This is a genomic window from Nonomuraea sp. NPDC049378 (assembly GCF_055586745.1).
This window is the reverse complement of record NZ_JBVJHP010000001.1, coordinates 538,872-556,681: the sequence shown is the minus strand read 5'-3', so window position 1 is coordinate 556,681 and position 17,810 is coordinate 538,872. Positions and strand designations below refer to the sequence as shown.

Annotated in this window: 16 protein-coding genes; 6 read left to right on the top strand and 10 right to left on the bottom strand. The window is 67.5% G+C overall.

Going from position 1 to position 17,810, the window contains the following annotated elements; translation table 11 throughout:
* Positions 1 to 181 precede the first annotated feature (181 nt).
* A complete protein-coding gene (locus ACZ6SA_RS02465) occupies positions 182 to 787 on the top strand; it encodes a hypothetical protein (protein ID WP_465826211.1) in 606 nt (201 codons plus the stop codon).
* A gap of 83 nt (positions 788 to 870) precedes the next feature.
* Here ACZ6SA_RS02465 and ACZ6SA_RS02460 read toward each other — a convergent pair whose 3' ends face one another.
* The 6 genes from ACZ6SA_RS02460 to ACZ6SA_RS02435 form a co-directional block, all read right to left on the bottom strand.
* A complete protein-coding gene (locus tag ACZ6SA_RS02460; RefSeq protein ID WP_465826209.1) occupies positions 871 to 2,445 on the bottom strand; it encodes an AprA-related methyltransferase in 1,575 nt (524 codons plus the stop codon).
* A 72-nt stretch (positions 2,446 to 2,517) separates the two neighbouring features.
* Positions 2,518 to 3,081 carry a hypothetical protein gene (locus ACZ6SA_RS02455; protein WP_465826208.1) on the bottom strand — a complete coding sequence of 188 codons (564 nt, stop codon included), beginning with the start codon at positions 3,079 to 3,081 and terminating at the stop codon, positions 2,518 to 2,520.
* Positions 3,071 to 4,087 (bottom strand): hypothetical protein, encoded by a 1,017-nt coding sequence (locus tag ACZ6SA_RS02450; protein ID WP_465826206.1) that lies wholly within the window; start codon positions 4,085 to 4,087, stop codon positions 3,071 to 3,073. The genes ACZ6SA_RS02455 and ACZ6SA_RS02450 overlap by 11 nt, the downstream gene beginning before the upstream one ends.
* Before the next feature lie 78 nt (positions 4,088 to 4,165).
* Complete coding sequence (locus ACZ6SA_RS02445; protein ID WP_347641807.1) at positions 4,166 to 5,371, bottom strand: phytanoyl-CoA dioxygenase family protein; 1,206 nt, start codon at positions 5,369 to 5,371, stop codon at positions 4,166 to 4,168.
* 320 nt (positions 5,372 to 5,691) lie between these two features.
* On the bottom strand, positions 5,692 to 6,354 hold the full coding sequence (locus ACZ6SA_RS02440) for an adenylate kinase family protein (RefSeq protein WP_465826203.1): 663 nt from the start codon (positions 6,352 to 6,354) through the stop codon (positions 5,692 to 5,694).
* On the bottom strand, positions 6,351 to 7,226 hold the full coding sequence (locus ACZ6SA_RS02435) for an LLM class flavin-dependent oxidoreductase (protein WP_465826201.1): 876 nt from the start codon (positions 7,224 to 7,226) through the stop codon (positions 6,351 to 6,353). Before ACZ6SA_RS02435 ends, ACZ6SA_RS02440 begins: the two co-directional genes overlap by 4 nt.
* 270 nt (positions 7,227 to 7,496) lie before the next feature.
* Between ACZ6SA_RS02435 and gltX the strand changes: the two genes are divergently transcribed.
* Positions 7,497 to 8,912: a glutamate--tRNA ligase gene (gene gltX, locus ACZ6SA_RS02430; RefSeq protein WP_347641810.1), complete on the top strand. Its 1,416-nt coding sequence runs from the start codon at positions 7,497 to 7,499 to the stop codon at positions 8,910 to 8,912.
* A gap of 99 nt (positions 8,913 to 9,011) precedes the next feature.
* On the opposite strand, the gene ACZ6SA_RS02425 is transcribed toward gltX, so the two are convergent.
* Complete coding sequence (locus ACZ6SA_RS02425; RefSeq protein ID WP_465826199.1) at positions 9,012 to 10,337, bottom strand: condensation domain-containing protein; 1,326 nt, start codon at positions 10,335 to 10,337, stop codon at positions 9,012 to 9,014.
* A 500-nt stretch (positions 10,338 to 10,837) separates the two neighbouring features.
* Between ACZ6SA_RS02425 and ACZ6SA_RS02420 the strand changes: the two genes are divergently transcribed.
* Together ACZ6SA_RS02420 and ACZ6SA_RS02415 are read left to right on the top strand one after the other, a co-directional pair.
* The gene (locus ACZ6SA_RS02420) at positions 10,838 to 11,128 is read left to right on the top strand and encodes an acyl carrier protein (RefSeq protein WP_465826198.1); all 291 of its coding nucleotides are present in this window, start codon (positions 10,838 to 10,840) and stop codon (positions 11,126 to 11,128) included.
* Between the two features lie 120 nt (positions 11,129 to 11,248).
* The gene (locus tag ACZ6SA_RS02415) at positions 11,249 to 12,520 is read left to right on the top strand and encodes a hypothetical protein (RefSeq protein WP_465826196.1); all 1,272 of its coding nucleotides are present in this window, start codon (positions 11,249 to 11,251) and stop codon (positions 12,518 to 12,520) included.
* A gap of 52 nt (positions 12,521 to 12,572) precedes the next feature.
* On the opposite strand, the gene ACZ6SA_RS02410 is transcribed toward ACZ6SA_RS02415, so the two are convergent.
* Positions 12,573 to 13,265 carry a nucleoside monophosphate kinase gene (locus tag ACZ6SA_RS02410; protein ID WP_465826194.1) on the bottom strand — a complete coding sequence of 231 codons (693 nt, stop codon included), beginning with the start codon at positions 13,263 to 13,265 and terminating at the stop codon, positions 12,573 to 12,575.
* A gap of 35 nt (positions 13,266 to 13,300) precedes the next feature.
* On the opposite strand from ACZ6SA_RS02410, the gene ACZ6SA_RS02405 reads away from it, so the two are divergent.
* Positions 13,301 to 14,647 (top strand): nucleotidyltransferase family protein, encoded by a 1,347-nt coding sequence (locus ACZ6SA_RS02405; RefSeq protein WP_347641815.1) that lies wholly within the window; start codon positions 13,301 to 13,303, stop codon positions 14,645 to 14,647.
* Positions 14,648 to 14,652: 5 nt separating this feature from the next.
* Positions 14,653 to 15,708, top strand: coding sequence for an aminotransferase class I/II-fold pyridoxal phosphate-dependent enzyme (locus ACZ6SA_RS02400; protein ID WP_465826192.1), 1,056 nt, complete (start codon positions 14,653 to 14,655; stop codon positions 15,706 to 15,708).
* On the opposite strand, the gene tyrS is transcribed toward ACZ6SA_RS02400, so the two are convergent.
* Together tyrS and ACZ6SA_RS02390 are read right to left on the bottom strand one after the other, a co-directional pair.
* Positions 15,653 to 16,885, bottom strand: coding sequence for a tyrosine--tRNA ligase (gene tyrS / locus ACZ6SA_RS02395; protein WP_465826190.1), 1,233 nt, complete (start codon positions 16,883 to 16,885; stop codon positions 15,653 to 15,655). The two genes, ACZ6SA_RS02400 and tyrS, sit on opposite strands and share 56 nt — an antisense overlap.
* Positions 16,882 to 17,736 carry a sugar phosphate isomerase/epimerase family protein gene (locus ACZ6SA_RS02390; RefSeq protein WP_465826188.1) on the bottom strand — a complete coding sequence of 285 codons (855 nt, stop codon included), beginning with the start codon at positions 17,734 to 17,736 and terminating at the stop codon, positions 16,882 to 16,884. Before ACZ6SA_RS02390 ends, tyrS begins: the two co-directional genes overlap by 4 nt.
* Positions 17,737 to 17,810: the final 74 nt, after the last annotated feature.

Genomic DNA, 17,810 nt, shown 5'->3' with positions numbered 1-17,810 from the left:
CGTGCCCGTCAGGAAGTTGAAGCGCGTTATCCCGTCTTATTTCACTCCGCGGTCATGACCATGTACAGCCAGAAAAGCCGGTATATTGTCGTCAATATTGAGGCTGCTTTCCCGCTGATCGTCATTCCTCTTTTCCGCAATTCGATCCGCGGGCCGGCCGTACCCGTGAGGAGCATGGGACATGACTCGATGGGGCGCCTTGGACATTGATTCCAGCGCTGCCGTGCACGAGGTGCTCGAGCACACGGTCGTCGCCTCGATCGCTTATGTCTCCGAGCGATTCCGCACGGCCCGCGATCGCCTCGGGGTCGCCTGGTTCGGTGCCGACCCGCAGGGGTTCGCGGGCGCGGGAGACGATCTCGCCGCGCCACTGCGCCGGATGGCGCAGATCGATGAACTGCTCCGCGCGGAAGGAGCCGCCCCCCACTGGCACGGGCTGGCTAATTTCGTCTGGGTGATGGACGCCCCCACGCCGGCATCGGTGCGCCGTGCCGCCGGGACGATCGCCGCGCCCAGCCATGTGCGTGACATTCCGCTCCGCCATGGCGCGGCCCATGGCAGCGAAACCGGCGATCCCGTCGATCTGCTCCGGCTGGCCGCCGCCAGGACCGGCTTGTCCGGCCACGGCGGCGCAGGGGCACAGGACGGACTCACCTTGACGCCCAGGGCATTCGCGTCGTCCGAAGGCGAGCGGGCTCGGCTCGCGCGGATCTCCGAGAACCGGGACCGGGAGATCGAGCCCCTGGTACGCGAGGCGCTGGACCTGCTGTTCGCCCGGTACGCCTGACCGGCGCGACGCGCTCGCAGCCGGGTGGTCTCACGTTCCGTGCCGCGAACACCGGTGGGCCGCGCACCCCTCCCCGCCGGCGTTCAAGCGAGCCAGCTGATGCTGGTGGTCGGCGACGTTTCCGGATAAAGAACCGAGCGCCGCGAGGAGAATCCCGCGAAGGACACCGCTCCGCGGAAGGCCTCGTACGGGATGGGGGACTGCCCGGACAGCGCGTGGTAGAAGCGCAGAGCGAGCGTGTGGCTGCTTTCGAGCCGGTCTCGCACCGTCGCGATGCCGGGAGTGTGGGCCTCGATGACCACCAGGCCGTGACGTCCGCATACCTGTCGCCACTGTGCGTAGTGCTCCGCCCAGTCCTCCCGCACCGCCTCAGCGGAGATGATCGATCCCGACGGCGTGGCGTACACGCCGTCGGTGAGGCGCACGTTTCCGTTCTCGCCCTCCATGTGCCCCAGCGACCGGTTGTGGTCGACGAAAGCCCGGACGGACATGATGTCGTCCATGCCGATGCCACTGGCCGACGCCACCGCCTGCGCGACCTCCGACGGCTGCCCGACGTCTCCGAGCAGACAGATCGCCGGCAGGTTCGACAGGTTGCGCTCACTGATCTCCAGCGCCACCGGGTCCATGTCGACACCGAGGACGACCAGGGGGTGCTCCGCGAGGGACCGGCCGCGTGACGTCGAGCCGCGGATGAACGCGTACAGCTCGCGCAGCCACGAGCCGTCGCCGCAGCCGATGTCGAGGATGGCGCGAGGTTGCTCCGCGAGCGGCGCCTGGTCGAAGTGCCTGGCGACGAGCCTGGTCGCCGCGTGGAAGTAGCCACGATGCGCGGTCGCGCTCGCCCTCACGTTGATACTGCGGTCGATCTGCCGCGTGACGTCCAAGGGTGCGATCGTCTCTCCGGCCGCCACTCGATCCGGGAGCCGGATCAGCGTTTGCGCGTAGGAACCAGCCAGTCCGTACATGGGGGCGAAGAAGGACAGCACCCGCTTGATGCCGGCTTCCGACGTTCCCAGATCGAGCGCGGCGAACAGCGGCGCGAGGTCCGCCCGATCATGGTCGCGCTCGATCCGAGGCAGCAGCGGCACGGCGAGCAGGCCTTCCAGCAGGCGGAGGAGAAGGTCCGCCGCCGCGTCCGGCAGGGAGGTGCGCCTGCTGACCGATGCCTTGGCCGAGGTCAGGATGTCGACGCAGCCGAGGAGACGCGCCACGGTGCTCTCCACGGACCACGGACGGCCACGATCGCGCTCGCGGATCGCGCGGTGAGCGTCGAGGAGGATGTCGAGTGCGAAGGCCACGTCATCCGACGCGGACAGCGACACCACGGAGCCGCCGCCGCGGTCGTCATGCACGGTCAGCCAGCCGGCATCGCACGCCGCCACGATCGAGGCCGCCACCGCGCCAGGGGAAGGCGAATCGTTCACCACGTCCGTGCAGCTGAGGCGTTCCCTGCTGAGCCGATCGAGGCTTCCTGAGGCCTCCAGGGTCGCCAGCGCGGTGATGGCCGCCAGGCCGTTCTGATGGAGGAACACGCGTCGCAGGAGTTCGCCGTTCCAGCCGCTCGCCCGCCGCTCCGCCACCTTCATGACGCATACCGGTACGAGATGCTCGATGCCGGCCTTCTCCTGGCCCTTGCTTCGGCCGGCGTTGCCCACAACATCATCGGTCTCCGCTCCGCGTCGTCGAGTGCCACCGGCGCCGCATCCTCGTTCGATCGGCCGGTACGGTCAGGAGGAGGCCTCCCTGGCGGCGTGCTTCAGAACATCGCTGTGCCACGTGTCGGCGTCCGGAGGCGCCCAATAGAAGTCACCCACCGGCACGCCAAGCCGCTCACACAGGTCACGGGTCGCCCGCGCGCTCTCCGCCCAGGCGCGCACCGCCGAGGCCAGCCCGTCGTCTCCATGGCCCGTCAAGTCACCCACCAGCGCGAGAACCGCCCGGCAATGTGCGGTGACCGCGTCCACGCCCAGCGGGAGGGCCGCACAGTAGAGGGCGGAGACTCTGTCCGCCAGATCGGGATTGACGGCCCTGAGCACCGACAGCGCGACTCTGGCTCTCGCCGTGGCGTGCTCGAAGGGCGGAAACACGGTGCAGCGCTCACGGAGCCACACGGCGACCGACGCGTCGATCAGGCTGGCGGCGGTATACCGCGCCAACCCCAGCTGGCCGGCCTGGAGGGCGCCGTCGAGGTCGTACATCAGCGCCATGATCTCGAGGCGGCCGGAGGACTCGTCGTGGGATCGCCGGAGCGCGACCGGCATGGGCACCGCCTTCGCGATCTCACCGCGCATGGCCCTTCACCTCCCTCAGCAGTCCGGCATCGATCAGTGCCTCCCGCAGGACGAGGCGGTGTGCCTGGGCTTGCCAGACGCTGGGCGCCTGCTTCCGGCCGTCGTCCGCTTCCTGCGGACCCAGAGCCGGCAGGAGCGCGGTGATCGCCGCCGTGTCCTCCGGCAGCACGTCGTACGCCGCCTTGCGGGTCATGAGGGTCGAGACGTAGTGACGGCGATCGTGCTCGATCGGCGCCGCCGCCTCGGTCACGAGGTCATCGGCGTTCATTCCGGACAGGGATTCGGCCAGCACGGTGTCGATGTGCTCGACCGCCGCGCGGACATGACGCACCGGGTCATCCGAAGGATGAAGCAGCGCCGCGATCGCGGCGACCTCGGCGGAGTCCGGGCCGAAGGCCCGGATCGCCTTCTCGAGGGTGTACTTCGGCGACGGATAGAGCTCCCCCACGTCGGTCAGGGTCCCCATCGTGCAGAGGTGGGCGGCATAACAGGCGTAAAGGGTGGCGGCGGTGACGTCACCGCTGTTCAGAGCGATCGTCGCCCGCGCGGAGAAGGCGCCGGCGTGCAGAATCGCCCACGACCTGAGCACGGGACGATACGCCTCCAGCGAGAAGACCATGCTCGCGGGGTACGCGCCCTTGACGGTCGCGCCGATGGCAAGCCGGTAATAACGATCGAGCTCCGGCCGCGACAGCCGCAGAACCTGGGCAATGGCCTTCGGATCGGTCGTCGCCAGCTTCCTGGTGAGGTCCTCCAGCTCCCGTGCCCGGACATATTCGATGTCCAACCAGCTTGCTCCGGCGAACGCCATGCGCACGGGCACGTCGCGCGGGCGGTTGTCGCTCACCACGAAGAAGTCGAGGTCGGACCGTACGTTGCCGATGCCCTCGAACAGGGAGCCCGAGACCACGAGGACCTCTTCCTCGGCGATCGAGTCGGACAACCGTGCCCACGCGTCGTATCCTGCTTTGCGGCAGATCAGCTCTATCGCAGTGCGATCATCCAAGGAACCGGTCCCATCCCAGGCTTGCGCTGTCGGCGGTCGGAATCGATGGCGGCGGTCGGGGTCGGCGACGTTCGCGCGCTACGCGTAGACGTCCCAGGCCGACGAGACGGCATTCGACCAGTCCGCGTGTTTGATGCTGTACCGATTGTCGACACCGGTGCCGGACACGGGGTCGACGAGCGAGAAGCCGGCGTACATCAGGCGTCGCTCACCACGCTGGGGGGCGACGGTCTCGTGCATCGCGCACGACAGGTGAACCGTGAGATCTCCCGCTTCGCCGTAGAGAGCCCGGACCGGCAGGTCCACCTCGTCGATATTGTGATCGACTGCCGGGAAGTTCGTACGATGAGAGCCCGCCATGACCCGGATGCCCCCGGTCACCTCGTTGGAAGGCGCCAGCAGGACCCCGATCGTCACGCCATTGCAGAAGTACGAGTGCTTCCCCTGCCAGCAGTCCTTGTGCCAGCGAATCTCCGACGGCCCTTCCACCACACCGGTGGGTTTGACGAGGGACTCCACCCAGGACGGAGGAAACGCGAAGGAGTCTCCGGTCAGGTTGCACAGGCGCCGGAGCGGATCACTTTCCGCCACGCGCTTGCCGGCTTCCGATATCCGGTCGAAGTGCTTGAGGCGCACACACGCCTCCTGCCCGTTCTCGAGTTTCGCCCACCATCGGTGGGGGTCGTCCCTTCGGGCGGATGTGAGACCGCGGTCGATGTCGGCCGAGATGGCGGCGACGGCATCGGCGCCGATCCAGCCGCGCAGCACGAGGAAGCCGGCCTGCTCGAGAAACCTTCCCATTTCGGCGTCATCGTCATCGGGCGTGAACGACCGGTCCACGTCGAGCGGCGAGCCGTCCAGATTCGTCAGCGATATGGATCCCGGCTCGTACATCGGGCGGCCGTCGACCATCGCCCGGAGCACCACGTCCCACGCAAGTGCCGCGTTGGAATCGCCACTGCTCACCTGGGCGTCGCCTGAGACCAGCAGGGCCAGCATGGTGCGCACTTCCTGGACCCACTCGGAGAACGCGGCTTCGCCGATGTCGACGACCAGCTCTCCGCTCGTGGCGTCGTCGACGACGGTGACGGTGTCCGCTTCCGGGACCAGAGTCCGCATGGTGTCGCCGACCCGAAGCGAAAGGCGGCCAAGCCCGAGCCGCGCCGCGGCCCGAGCGGCCTGCGGTCCGGTCGTCCTGAGCAGATCCGGCAGTTCCTCGAAGAACGAGCGAGGATCTATCGTCCGGACGCCGCTGTTGGTGCGTGTGCGCATGTCGATTGTCATTCGAGCACCTCCTCGGGAGCTGGCGACGCAATTATTTCGATATGGCTGCCATATCTGTGTGTCCGGAAAAGTCGTTCGAGTTCCTCACCGATGTTGGCCGGGATTCACCAGGATCGCAACAACACGAATGAACACATAAAAACGTGCGCACCGGTGGCACTTCGCCCGCGGACTTTCGGTCGTGGCGCGTTCGGCTGTGGATGACGGCCGTGATGCCTGGAGGCGGGCGGCGTGCAAGTGAGGACCATCCGCACTTGCACACGGGCACGCCGTGGCCGCGTTGTTCGTACCGATGCCTGCGAAATTCCGGCTGGTCCCGGCTAGGAAAGCTGCCGGAACGCGGCCCGTACTATCTCGCCTCGATCTGCTGTTCCGTCCAGAACGGTCACCTCGTGACAGAGTTCGTCGAGGATTCCGCGGATGTGGTGCCGGTGCAGGCGAAGGCGTTCCGCGAACGGCCCGTCGTGGTCATCCCGCCTTCGGCCGAGCGCGGACCCGCACCGCGCACACCGGCCGGGATCCGCCTCCGAGACGGCTGCCTGCGATATTCCGCCGTCACAGGTGACGCACACCGACCGCTTGCGCATGCGTGCCATGCATACCTCGTCCGGGGCGTCCAGATAGAGAACGCGGTCGACCTGCCGGCCGCGGCCGGCCACGACCTCGATCATGAGCCGTGCCTGTTCGGCGTTGGCGGGCAGGCCCTCGATGAGCATTCCTCCCGGCAACTGCGCGTCCAGCCGGCGGGAGAACGCCTCGATGACGACCTCGTCCGGGAGCCATTGCCCCTTCTCCTGCGACTCGGCGGCCGCGAGCCACAGATCTGTCTGCTTGCTCTTCTCCTCGACGAACTGACGCCGGACGGCGAAGTGCCCGAGGCCGGGGGTCGCGTCCAGAATGCTCGTGACCAGGGTGCTCTTGCCGGACCCCGGAGGCCCGAGCAATACCAGCAAGGACGTCTTGGAGAGCGTTCCCGCGCTCATCGTGCGCCTCCGGAAACCGTGGCGCCGGCCGGCGGAAGGGCCTCCCCGAGCAGCGGAAGCACCTCTTCCGCGAAACGCGCGGGCTGCTCGGCGCGGTCAGGGCCGGGGACGCTGACGTTGAAGCCGTCGAAGCCGAGGTCTCGCAGCTTCGCAAGCTGGTCGGCGACGGCTTCCGGCGGACCGGTGATGGCATTCGGCGGCGCTTCGGCCAGCGGACCGACATGAGCCTCGAGACTGAGGACGCAGGTGATCGTCGAGGGATCGCGCCCCGCGCCGTCCGCCGCGGCGATGAGGCGGGACCTGCACGCGGTCAGCCGCTCCACCGAGGTGTAACGCAGGTACGGGATCCAGCCGTCCGCCATGCTGCCGGCCACTTCGGCTCCGCGCGGGCCGAGGACGCCCAGCCAGACAGGTATCCGGCTCGCCGGCCGTGGGCTGATCTCCGCGTCGACGACGCCGTGGTGCCGGCCGGAGAAGGCGAACTTGCCGTCGCACCACAGGCCTTTGATGATCGCCGTCGCCTCGGCGAGGGCATCGATCTTCCCTCGGGCGGACGGCGGGTTCACGCCCACGGAACGCATCTTGTTGTCCGCGCCGCCACCGCCGATCCCGAGCACGAGACGGCCGTCGGCGAGACGGTTGATGGTCTCGGCCATCTTCGCCACGAGCGCCGGATTGCGGAACGGCGCTCCGAGAACGCGGGTGACGAGCCCGATCTGCCGCGTCGCGGCGCCGATGGAGGCCAGTGTCACCAATGGCTCGTTGGTGGGGCTGCCCCCGAAAGGATGGTCCGCGACCGAAACGAAATCGAACCCCAGCCTTTCCGCCTCGATTGCTTCGTCTACGGGGTGCACGTCGCCGATAGGGTGCATGGACACGCTCAGACCGACTACAGGTCTTTCCACATCTCCTCCGTTGGACCGGGTGACTTCATCGCCTGTCCCGCGCCGCACATGCTAAGCATCCTCGTCTGCGCAGGGCCACTCGACGTCTTTCCACACCGGCGGCCGGCACGAGATGAACAGCCGGTTCGTGCACGTCACCATCCTGAGCGCACCCTCAAATCCGGCCTTCACCGTCGATTTCCTGCATGCAGCTGAGCCTGTGAACGGCCTGTGGTTTCCGCGGGTAGACTGCTCGGCGTGTCAGTAGTCCCGGTTCGCGCACGTTTCGCGCCTTCCCCCACAGGAATGTTCCACGTTGGAGGCGCGCGCTCGGCTCTCTATAATTGGGCGGTAGCGCGACAATCAGGGGGAAAGTTCGTGCTGCGGGTGGAAGACACCGACACTGCGCGAAATCGCCCAGAGTGGACGGAAGGCATTATCCAAGCTCTGGCCGCGATCGGCATCGATTCCTCGGATCCCGCTTTCGAGGGTCCCTACATGCAGTCGCAGAGTGCCGATCGGCACCGGCAGGCGGCGCTCCAGCTGTATACGAAGGGCCGGGCATACTTCTGCGACTGCACGCGTGAGCAGCTCACGGAGCGGCGAGAGTCCGAGCACCTGGGATATGACGGATTCTGCCGCGAGCGCGGGCTGGAGCCCGCGCAGGGACGCGCGTTGCGCTTTCGGACGCCGGATGACGGCGAAACCCTGATCGTGGATCTGATCCGCGGCAAGCCCGCCTTCCCCAACAGCGCGATCGAGGATTTCGTCATCGCCAGGGGCGATGGGTCGCCGGTCTTCCTCCTGGCCAATGTCGTCGACGACCTGGACCAGGGCATCACGCACGTGATCCGGGGCGAGGAGCATCTCTCCAACACGCCCAAGCAGCAACTCCTGTGGGAGGCCCTGGGCTCGGCGCCGCCGATGTGGGCCCATCTGCCCGTCCTCGTCAACGAAAAGCGGCAGAAACTGTCCAAGCGGCGGGACAAGCTGGCGCTGGAGGAATATCTGGCAGATGGGTTCCTGCCGGACGCCCTGGTCAACTACCTGATGTTGCTGGGCTGGGGGCCGGGCGGCGATCGGGAGATCATGCCATACCCGGAGATGGAGCGGCTGTTCAGAATCGAGGACGTCAACACCTCGCCGGCGTTCTTCGACGTGAAGAAGCTGAGCGCGTTCAACGGCGAATACATCCGGGCGCTGTCCGAAGAGGCGTTCGCCGCCGCATGCGCGCCGTGGCTCACCGGGCCCCATGTGCCGTGGCGAGCGGACGCGTTCGACCCGGGCGTGTTCGCGGCGGTGGCGCCGCTGGCGCAGACCCGGCTGACGTTGTTGTCGGAGATCACGGGTTATGTGGATTTCCTGTTCCTCGACGAGCCCGTCTTCGACGAGGCGTCGTGGACCAAAGCCATGAAGCCGGGCGCCGCTCGGCTGCTGCGCGATGCGCGGACGGCGTACGCCGCCGCGGCATGGCGGGCGGAGACGCTGAAGAACGTGCTGACCGAGGTGGGCGAGCGCCACGGGCTGAAGCTGGGCAAGGCGCAGGCCCCGGTCCGGGTGGCGGTGTCGGGGCGGACGGTCGGTCTGCCACTGTTCGAATCACTGGAAGTCCTCGGCCGCGACCGGACGGTGCGACGTCTCGACGCCGCGCTCGCGCGCTTGACCGGGGCGTGAGGCTGCGCGACGACGGGGATGCGCCTCATGCTCGTCCAGGCCGGCCCGCGGACCGCCGGAGGAAGGCTGGAGCAGCTCCGTCGTGGCCCGCGTCGGCGGTCAAGCTGTGAGGTCCCGCACCACACCGGACATGTCCTGGGCGGTGAGACGCGGCCTTTTCGCGGCCGCCAGAGCGAGGGACTCCATCGCGCGGAGAAAGACGTCGATCTCCGCCGGTGTCAGGAACGACGTGTCGGCCCGCAGGAGACAACCAAGGGCCGGCGGGCGGGCGAAGGTCACGAGGTAGACCCGCCGCCCCATACGATCCTGAGACAGGTCGCGGGTCCACCGCAGGATGGTGTCGCCCGGCGAACTGGCGGGTGTGCCCCCGGCCGCAGCCCTGCAGGGCACCTCGCCCGAGAGGTTCAGATTGATCGAGAAGGGCAGGCCCACGCAATGGCGGGCTTCGCCGGAGTGGCCGTACACGAGCCGGGCCACCGCACGCGGGTCGTACTGCCCGTGCCGGTACGCCAGCAGCGCGGACCTCACCGTCGCGCTGAGGAGCTCGGGGAAACTCAGGCCACGCACGTCGACGCTGAACGGGGTGTCCTGGACGAAGGTCCCGGCGGCTGCCCTGCGCCTGGGACCGACGCGGTTGCTGCAGTAGATCATCGACTCGCACTTCCGGGCCGGCGACCGCAGGCCGAGCAGCGCCGACCAGATTGTCAACATCAGCGTCGGCGCACCCACCCGGTACACCTCGCTCAGCCCGCAAATGGCTTCGGCAAGGGCGCGTGACTCCATGTACATCTCGCGATAGGTGGCCGGCCCGCCACCACCGGAGGCCGGGGGAGGACACTCGGCACGCAGACCCGCCACCTGCTGCTTCCAGTAGGCGAGCGATGACGCCGCGACCCGCCTCCCACGCTCACTCGCCTCGTACGTCGCCTGGTCATGGGGCTGAAGGCCGGTCTCCACTCCCGGAGATCGCTCAGCGCGCAGCAGGTGGACGAGATGGTCGCGCAGCTGTGCGACGGCCCAGCCGTCAACCGCCAGATGGAACAGGACGACCACGACATGCCGCGGCTCGCCGTCCTGGGTGACGATCGCGACGCGTATCGGCCACTCGTCCAGCCGGAACGCCGTACGCATGAGCGCGTCCTCGACCTGGTCGCGCCAGTGATCCGCCGGATGGGGTGACGCCTCGCAGACACTCACCCGCAACGATCCGGTCGAGGCGACGGCCTGTCGCGGCTGATCGCCCGCCGTCTCCGCGAACGTCGTCCGCAGGGACTCGTGTTGCTCGACGAGCACGCGTACCGCTGTCAGGGCGGTGGGCAGGGTCGTGCCGTGCGGTAGCTCCACCGTGAACGGCACATTGAGGTGGGCGTGATCACCGTCGAACCAGACGGCCTCTCGCCACATCCATTGCTGGCCCCAGGTCATCGCGGATGAACATGATCGCGTCCCGCGAAACTCAAGGAGGCAGGACGTCGAGCCATCGATCACAGGCACTTCCGCTCCTCGCGTCCAGGTGCGCGGTTCCAGCCGCACGCGCCGGCGGATCGCGCCCGGTGGTGCCGTGCCTCTGGCGGAGACTCTCGCGAACGGGACAAGCCGGGCGACGGGCGGATACGGGGGCCTGATCCGCCACCGAGCGGTGACCCGCCTCTGCCGGAGGGCTGCCGGCGGCCATTTTCTTCAGGTTGGCACGCACGCGGATACCGCACAAGGCGTGCGACGTAGCACGTATGGACGATAGACGATTCGTCCGTCACGCTGGATCGATAACTTTCACCGCCCGTCGGTCGTCACGCTTGTCTTTCGCCGCGCCAAAGGGTGCTTTCCTATCCCAGGGCTCTCGTACGATGCCTTTCTCCGGGCCTGATCCGACTTGTCATATGATCGCGCGAAGCATATTTTGCTCAGCAAGGGAGAATCGTCTTATGGTGCACGAAGAACAAAACATCGCCGACGACGTACTGAAGATCATCAAAGCCACCCTGCTCGTGGAGTCCGTGGATATGAAGGACAATCTCTTCGATGTCGGTGCAGACTCCCTGACCTTGCTGGAAATATGCACGCAGATTGAAGAGGGATTCGAGATCGAAGTGCCGCTGGAGTCCGTATGGGAGGCGCCGAGCGCCCTCGACATCATCCGCATCGTCGAGGACTGCGTTCACAAGGCCCGGGGACTCACCGCCGGTGGCCGGGAGGCCGAAACGCCTGCCTCGTGACTGCTGACCGGGGACGATCTGGAAGAGGTCAGGGTGTCGTCATCCTTTACATATCCGGCCATCCCATCGCAGTCGGCGTTCAGGGCCATCGACCGCGCCGATCCGGGACTGACGACCATCGTGTACGAGCGGCCGATCGCCTCCCAGGCGAGCCCCGAGCTGCTGCGCCAGGCGGTTGCCGAGGTGTATCAGAGGCATGAGGTCCTGCGGACGGTGATCGTCGACGGGGAGCCCGGATCGCCTTCCTCGCCGCTTGAGTCCCTATGGCTCGGCTACCGGAACGTCGTCGCCGAACGGCCGGTGGAAGCGCTGGACGTGATCGCTCCAGGGCACACCTTGCAGTCCGACCACGGGGAGCCAGGATGGCTTCCTGGACTACGGGCGGATCCCGGGCGCCTCCCGGTCTTCCGCTTCCAACTCATCGAAGGGCCTGTGCGGCGGAAACTCAGAATCCTCACCGATCACGCCCTCTGCGACCGATGGTCACTGTTCGTGCTGCAACGCGACATCGAGCGTTCATACCGGCGGATCGTGGCAGGGGCGCCGGCAAGCACGGGGGAGACCTATCCGTTCAGCACGTTCGCGCGTGAGCTCTATTCGATGTGGACCTCCGGCGTGTTGAAGGACAAGACCAAGGCTCTCGGCGAGAAGATCACGGCACTCGATATGAGTCCCTTATCCGAGATTTCCGGGAGTCTGTGCAAACCGGCTTCCGTCGAGTCCTTCGTCGTCGCCTTGAGCTCAGAATCGACGCGTCGTTTCGAGGCCCTCAACGCACAGGCCGGAAGCAGCCGGCTGGGGGTGGCCATCGCGTTGTTCGCCCATGCCGTGGCGGCAGAGTTCGGCTGGCGCCGGCTCGCGCTGCTCACGCCGCACGCGAACCGCTCGTTGAAGGCACGGGGGTCCGTCGGCCTGTTCGCCGACGCACAGTACATCTTCGCGTCGGTCGAGGCGGGTTTCGCGGCCGCGGTCCGCGAGGTCTCGACGAGCCTCAAGGAGACTCTCACCGGCACGCCACCGCCGGCCGCGCTCATCCAGGCCCTGCCGGGAGCACGCGAAGTGCTGCAGAGCGTGCCCCGGCTGGCGGCTGACGTCCAGATCAGGCCCCGACGCGGCGGGCCGGTCCCCCGCACGGGGCGGATCGAGCTCTTCGAGGACGCGGGCGAGGAGGACATCGAGCGTCCGGACGAGGACGCCATCGTCACCCTCACGCCGCCGTCGTGGCCCGGCCAGCCCGATCTCAGGCTCACCTGCGACTTCTCGAACCGGCACGAGTTGTCGGTCAACTACCGTGTGGATCACATACCGGCTTCGTCCGCCCGAGCGATCGCGCAGCGACTGCTGCGGCAGATCCAGCGCGCCGGGGCGAGCGGCGCTCACCTGGCCAGGTAGGGCGACCGCGCGGGAGGGCGAAGGACCTGGTCACACGTGAGCGACGAGCTTTCTAGCCGCCCCGCGAGGTCCACAGCGCCACGCGCGCGGAGGCCGCGACAGCCTCCGGGGTGGCTTTCGCGTCGAGGACCGTGATCTCCTCCGGCCGGAAAGCGGCGAAGATGGCCGGGATGTTGCGACGGTGGGTGCGCAGCCGCTGTGCGAAGACCGACTCGTTGTCGTCCGGACGGCGCTCGAGCAACCCGCCACAAGTGATGCAGCGATCCGGAGCCTTCGGAGCGGCGCCGGCCGGCGCCCTGCCGTCGTCGCAGGTCGTGCAGACCACCCGATGGCGCATCCGCATGGCGCAGACGTCGTCGGAGGCGTCGAGATAGAGCACCAGCTTGGTCCGGACGCCATGGGCGTGGATCAGGTCCCGGACCATCACCGCCTGAGCGCCGTTGGCGGGAAGGCCCTGCAACACCATTCTCGCCGACGGATATGCCCGGAGTTGCCGGGCGAATAATTCGACGACAAGGGAGTCGGGAATCCATCTGCCCTTCTCCACGGACTTTCTTATCGACTCCCAGAGGGGTGTTCCGTTGCTTTTTTCTCGAGCGAGCTGGTGGCGGACCACAAAGCGCCGGAAGGAAGCGTGATCGGCCAGTATTTCCCTGACCAGGGTGCTCTTGCCGGAAGCCGGTGGACCTAGCACAATAACGAACGGCAGATCTGCTTCCGCCGTTTCCGGCGATGACTGCGCCACGTCGGCATATTAGCACGCGTCAATTGGAGACCTCCATGCGCAAGCATTCCATGCATGCCGCGAGAGCAGCCGTTCGCAGCGCCGGTGTCTATGGTGATTCGATCGTGGAAGACGAGGCATTGGCCCGCCTCGGCGCAGTGCCGGTCGCGCTCCTGGCGGACGCGCTCATCGACGAGAAGGTCTCCTCGCTGGTGCTGGAACGCCTGAAGGGAGGCGGAGCCGAGCTCGCCGGCGGACTCCATGGCCAGGCGCGCTTCGCCGAGGCCCGAGCGCGGATCGAGGCGGTCGCACGTCATAAGGACGACGTTCTGCCGATGGTGGACCGGCAGGCCAGAGAACTGGGGATCAGCGTCTGGGCCATCAAGGGACTGGCGGCCGAGGGCGCGTATCCCGAGCGCGCGGTGCGGGACCTCGGAGATCTGGATCTGATGGTCGCGACCGTGGACGACGCCGTCAGGCTCACCGCACGCCTGCGGGAGGCCGGCTACGACTTCGACAACCTTGAATGGCCGTGGGTGAAGAGGTCCTTGGAGTCCGGCGTGATCTACGGACAGTTCAACCTCAATGACGGCGCCCTCGAAAACCGTCCGACCATCGATCTGCATTTCGGTGGCTATTCGGTCCGGCACTGCGGTTTTCATCCGCTGGGAACGGGGGAACGGAAACCCGGGCTCAGCTACTACGAAATTCAGCAGAACATGCCGCTCCTCGTCGCGAACGCGGCCGGTGACCACGACATCACGACCAAGGACCTCAACGATTTCGGCCTGGCGCTTCAGGATCCATCGATGGACTGGGATCAACTGCTGCGCGAGCTGGAGGCCATCAAGCTCCTTGGCTTCTTCAAGCGTCTGGCCGAGGAACTCGACGCGACCCCGCTACGGCCCCTCTACCGTGACAGTGTCCTGCCGCCGCGGCTGAAGCGCGTACGGGCGGAGACGCCGGCGCCGCGGGTTTCCCTGATGTGGCAACGGCGGTGGGCGGCGACCGTCAGGCACGCCTACGCTCTCGGCGCGCGCCACTCCTACGCCCGTGCCACGGTGACCACGCTTTCGGCAGCTCGCTATTACTGGGGCCATCGCGTGGTCAAGGTCAGATCACGGGCGATCCGCCCAGGGCCGCGGCTGCCGAGACTGGTCAACTGGACGTGTGTGCGCCTGATTCCCGCGGCGCTGGTGAAACGCCTGCGCAGCGGGGACGACGGCACGGCGGCCGGTGCCTCCTTCCTTCCGGTGCGCGGGCCCCAGCGGTCACTGTCGGAGGAGCTCACCGCGATCCGTTCCCCGGTCGGCGACATCATCCGTACGCGCCTGGGCGATTTCGTGCCTGCCGTCTATCACGTCGACGATCCCTGGCAGCGCTTGAACGAGGGCACGAAATGAGCGGGATGGGGCACCCTGTCGACCTCACAGGGCCGCAGGCGACGTGGCCGTCCGCCGGGCTGCGACTCTGGCGTGCGGCCACCGACCATGTACTCGGCCTGCCTGACGCGTGGCACCCGCCGCCGCCACAGGGAGATCGCGGCCTTCGTGAGGTGCTCGGCGCCCTACTGCGCGAGGACCCGGACGACGTGCTGATCACCAGCGGCGTACGCGCCGGCGCGTCGGTCATCGCGCAGTTCGGCGAGAGCTTCTCGCATGAGCAGCCCTCATTCACCGGCACGGTCACGGTGCTCCGTGCTTGTCGCCGGGACGTGAATCTCCATCCCTGGGCCGAACTCCTGGAGCACCGGCATGCGGGCCGGACGGGGGCCGCCGGCGTCGTCTGGCTGACCGATCCGTGGCGGAACCCGGACGGCGCCACCCTGACCCCCGACGGCTGGCGCCGCGTCGAAGCGGTCGCCCGGACGCGTCAGGTCGTGGTCAACGAGGTATACCGCTGGTTCGGGAAGGTGAGGAGCCGGCCCGCCCGGGTCTGGATGACCGGTTCACTGTCCAAGCTGGCCGGTAGCGGGGCAGGGCTGGGCTGGATCCGCGGCACGGGCATGGACGACCTGGCACGGCGGCAGCACGCCAGGCCCAGCCTGTTCTGGCAACGGTGCTGGGCCTACTTCCTGGCACATGGCGGCCTGGAACTGCTCATCGACCACACGGTCCGGCCCACGGCCGAGGCTTCCCGCGCCTTCCTCGACGAACTGGTACGCGTTGCCGGCGCGGAGCGTTGTCCCGGCGCGGTCGCCGGATCCCCGTTCTTCCTCCTGCCCGTCCCGCATACGACCACGGAAGATTTCGTCGGCCGCCTCGCCGCGGACGGCGTCCGGGTGGGCCCGGGCGATGACTTCCTCGCACCGTCGCCCAGTGTCCGCGTGTGTTTCGCCGGCGTCTCCGGCGCCGGCGCGCGCCACGCGGCTCGAACCATCGGGATGCGCCTACTCGCCGACGCCCCGTTCAGGGCCGGGTCTCACCCGGCTGCAGAACGTACAGACGGCGGGGTCCGACACTGATCAGGTCTCCGCTGGAGACCTGGTGATCCTCCTCGAACACCTTGCCGCCGTTGACCCGGACGGCTCCGGACAGGAGGAGGCGACGCGCCTGCTGCCTGGACGGGACCGTGCCTGTGGCGTGGAGAACGTCCAGTATTCCGCCGGGGTCCGCGATCAGGGGTACGGCCATCGACGGGTCGGGATCGCCGCGATGCCCGGGAAGGAAGCTCTCCTTCGCCTTGGCCGCCGCCTCCTCGCCGTGGTAAACGCGTACGATGTCGAAGGCGAGGTCCTGCTTCAACGCCATGGGATGCAGCTCTCCCGACCTCCAGCCTTCGAGCCGCGCGCGCACTTCCTCCGGTGGCCACGACGAGACAAGAGTGATCCATTGCCGCATCGTCTCGTCGTCGATGCTCATCACCTTCGCGAACTGTTCGCTCGGCTTCTCGGCCAGGGCGATGTGGGTGCCTTCACGCTTGGACATCCGCCGGTGGCCCTTCGTCCCCCAGAGGGTCGGGTAGGTGACGCCGACGCAGGGCCGCTGCCCGTACAGTCGCTGCAGCCGGCGGCCTGCCAGGATGTTGAAGATCGGGCCGACCGTGCCGAGCTGGACGTCCGCCCGCAGGTGCAGCGCGTCGTAGCCCTGCATGAGCGGGTAGAGCAGCTCATGCAGGCCGACCGGCTTGCTGGACTTCATCCGGTCTCTGACGGCCGCCGGGCTGGTCACCTGCTGGACGGTGAACGCCGACGCGACGGCCAGGACGTCGGAGAGGGGCAGGTCGCTCAGCCAGTCGCCGTTGTACATGACCGTCGTGCGATCCGGGTCGAGAACGAGCGACATCTGCTCGACGAAGGTCGAGGCGGCGCTCACGACCTTGTCGAGAGGGATCCGGGGCCGCTCGTACAGCCGGTCCGAAGGATCTCCGATCTGAGCGGTGACCGTGCCCACCAGGAATATCACCTCGTGCCCGAGCTCCTGGAAGAAGCGGAGCTTTCGCATCGTGATGGTGTGTCCCAGATGGAGGTTTGGCCGGCTTGCGTCGTACCCGGCGAAAACGCGCAGCGGCACCCCGGTGCGATGGGACTCGGCCAACCGTTCGATGAGTTCGCGCCGCATCGTCTGCGCGAATGATTTCTGGGTGAACTCCGCGCCTTGCAGGATGTTGTCCGCCTCGTCTATCGCCTGTTGCGAATTCACTGCATGGACTCCACATGGTCGCTCGTTCTCGCCGCCATTGAAAACGCTTTCTCCAGGGTTCTGAGCGCCGATGCGTACGATGCGCGAACCAGAGAGATCTGATCCCCTGCCCACAACCTTTCGGACAGGATCTCGAGCTCCCACCACCCATCGAAACCGGCGGTGAGCAGATCCGCGCAGATCGCCGGCACGTCGGCGCATCCTTCGCCCGGAAGCGCGCGGTCCAGGTTTCCCGCAGGGCCGGCCGCCCAATCCGACAGGTGCACGATCCGGGTTCTGCTGCCTGCCTCCAGCAGACGTTCGCGGAGCCCCGAATCCCACCAGACGTGCCAGGTGTCGACGACGATGCCGCCGGTCTGTCCCTGCTCGATCAGCGTGAGGGCGTCCGCCACGGATGTCGCGACCGACTCGTTGACCAGAACGGGATGCAGCGGCTCGACGAGCAGGTCGGCTCCCTCTCGTGCGGCCCGCTGCAGCAGCATGCCGACCGCGGTGGCGGCCTGGTTCCACGCGTCCCTTCGCCCAAGAGCCGCGCATGGGCCGCCGACCACCACGACGAGTGGCACGCCGAGTTCGGCGGCATGGGCCAGGCACCGTTCGGCTTTCGCCATCCGCTCCGCACGGACGGCAGGGCTCGGATCTATGAGGCCTATGAACGCGCAGACACTGGTCGGCTGCAGCCCTTCTCCGTCCAGCACGGACCGTACGCCATTCACGCCGTGCTCGGCGATCGCCGACGGGAGAACCCCGAAGCCGTCGAACCCGGATTCGCGCGCGGCACGAGCGGCCGTCGCCAGGGGAAGGTCCCGCGCGGTCAGCTGGTTGAATGATATGCGCAAATCCTCGGCCACCGCGGGCCCGCCTGGTATGGACATGCTCGTGATTCTGCAAGACGGGCCGGGATATGTAAATGAAAACACGTGGC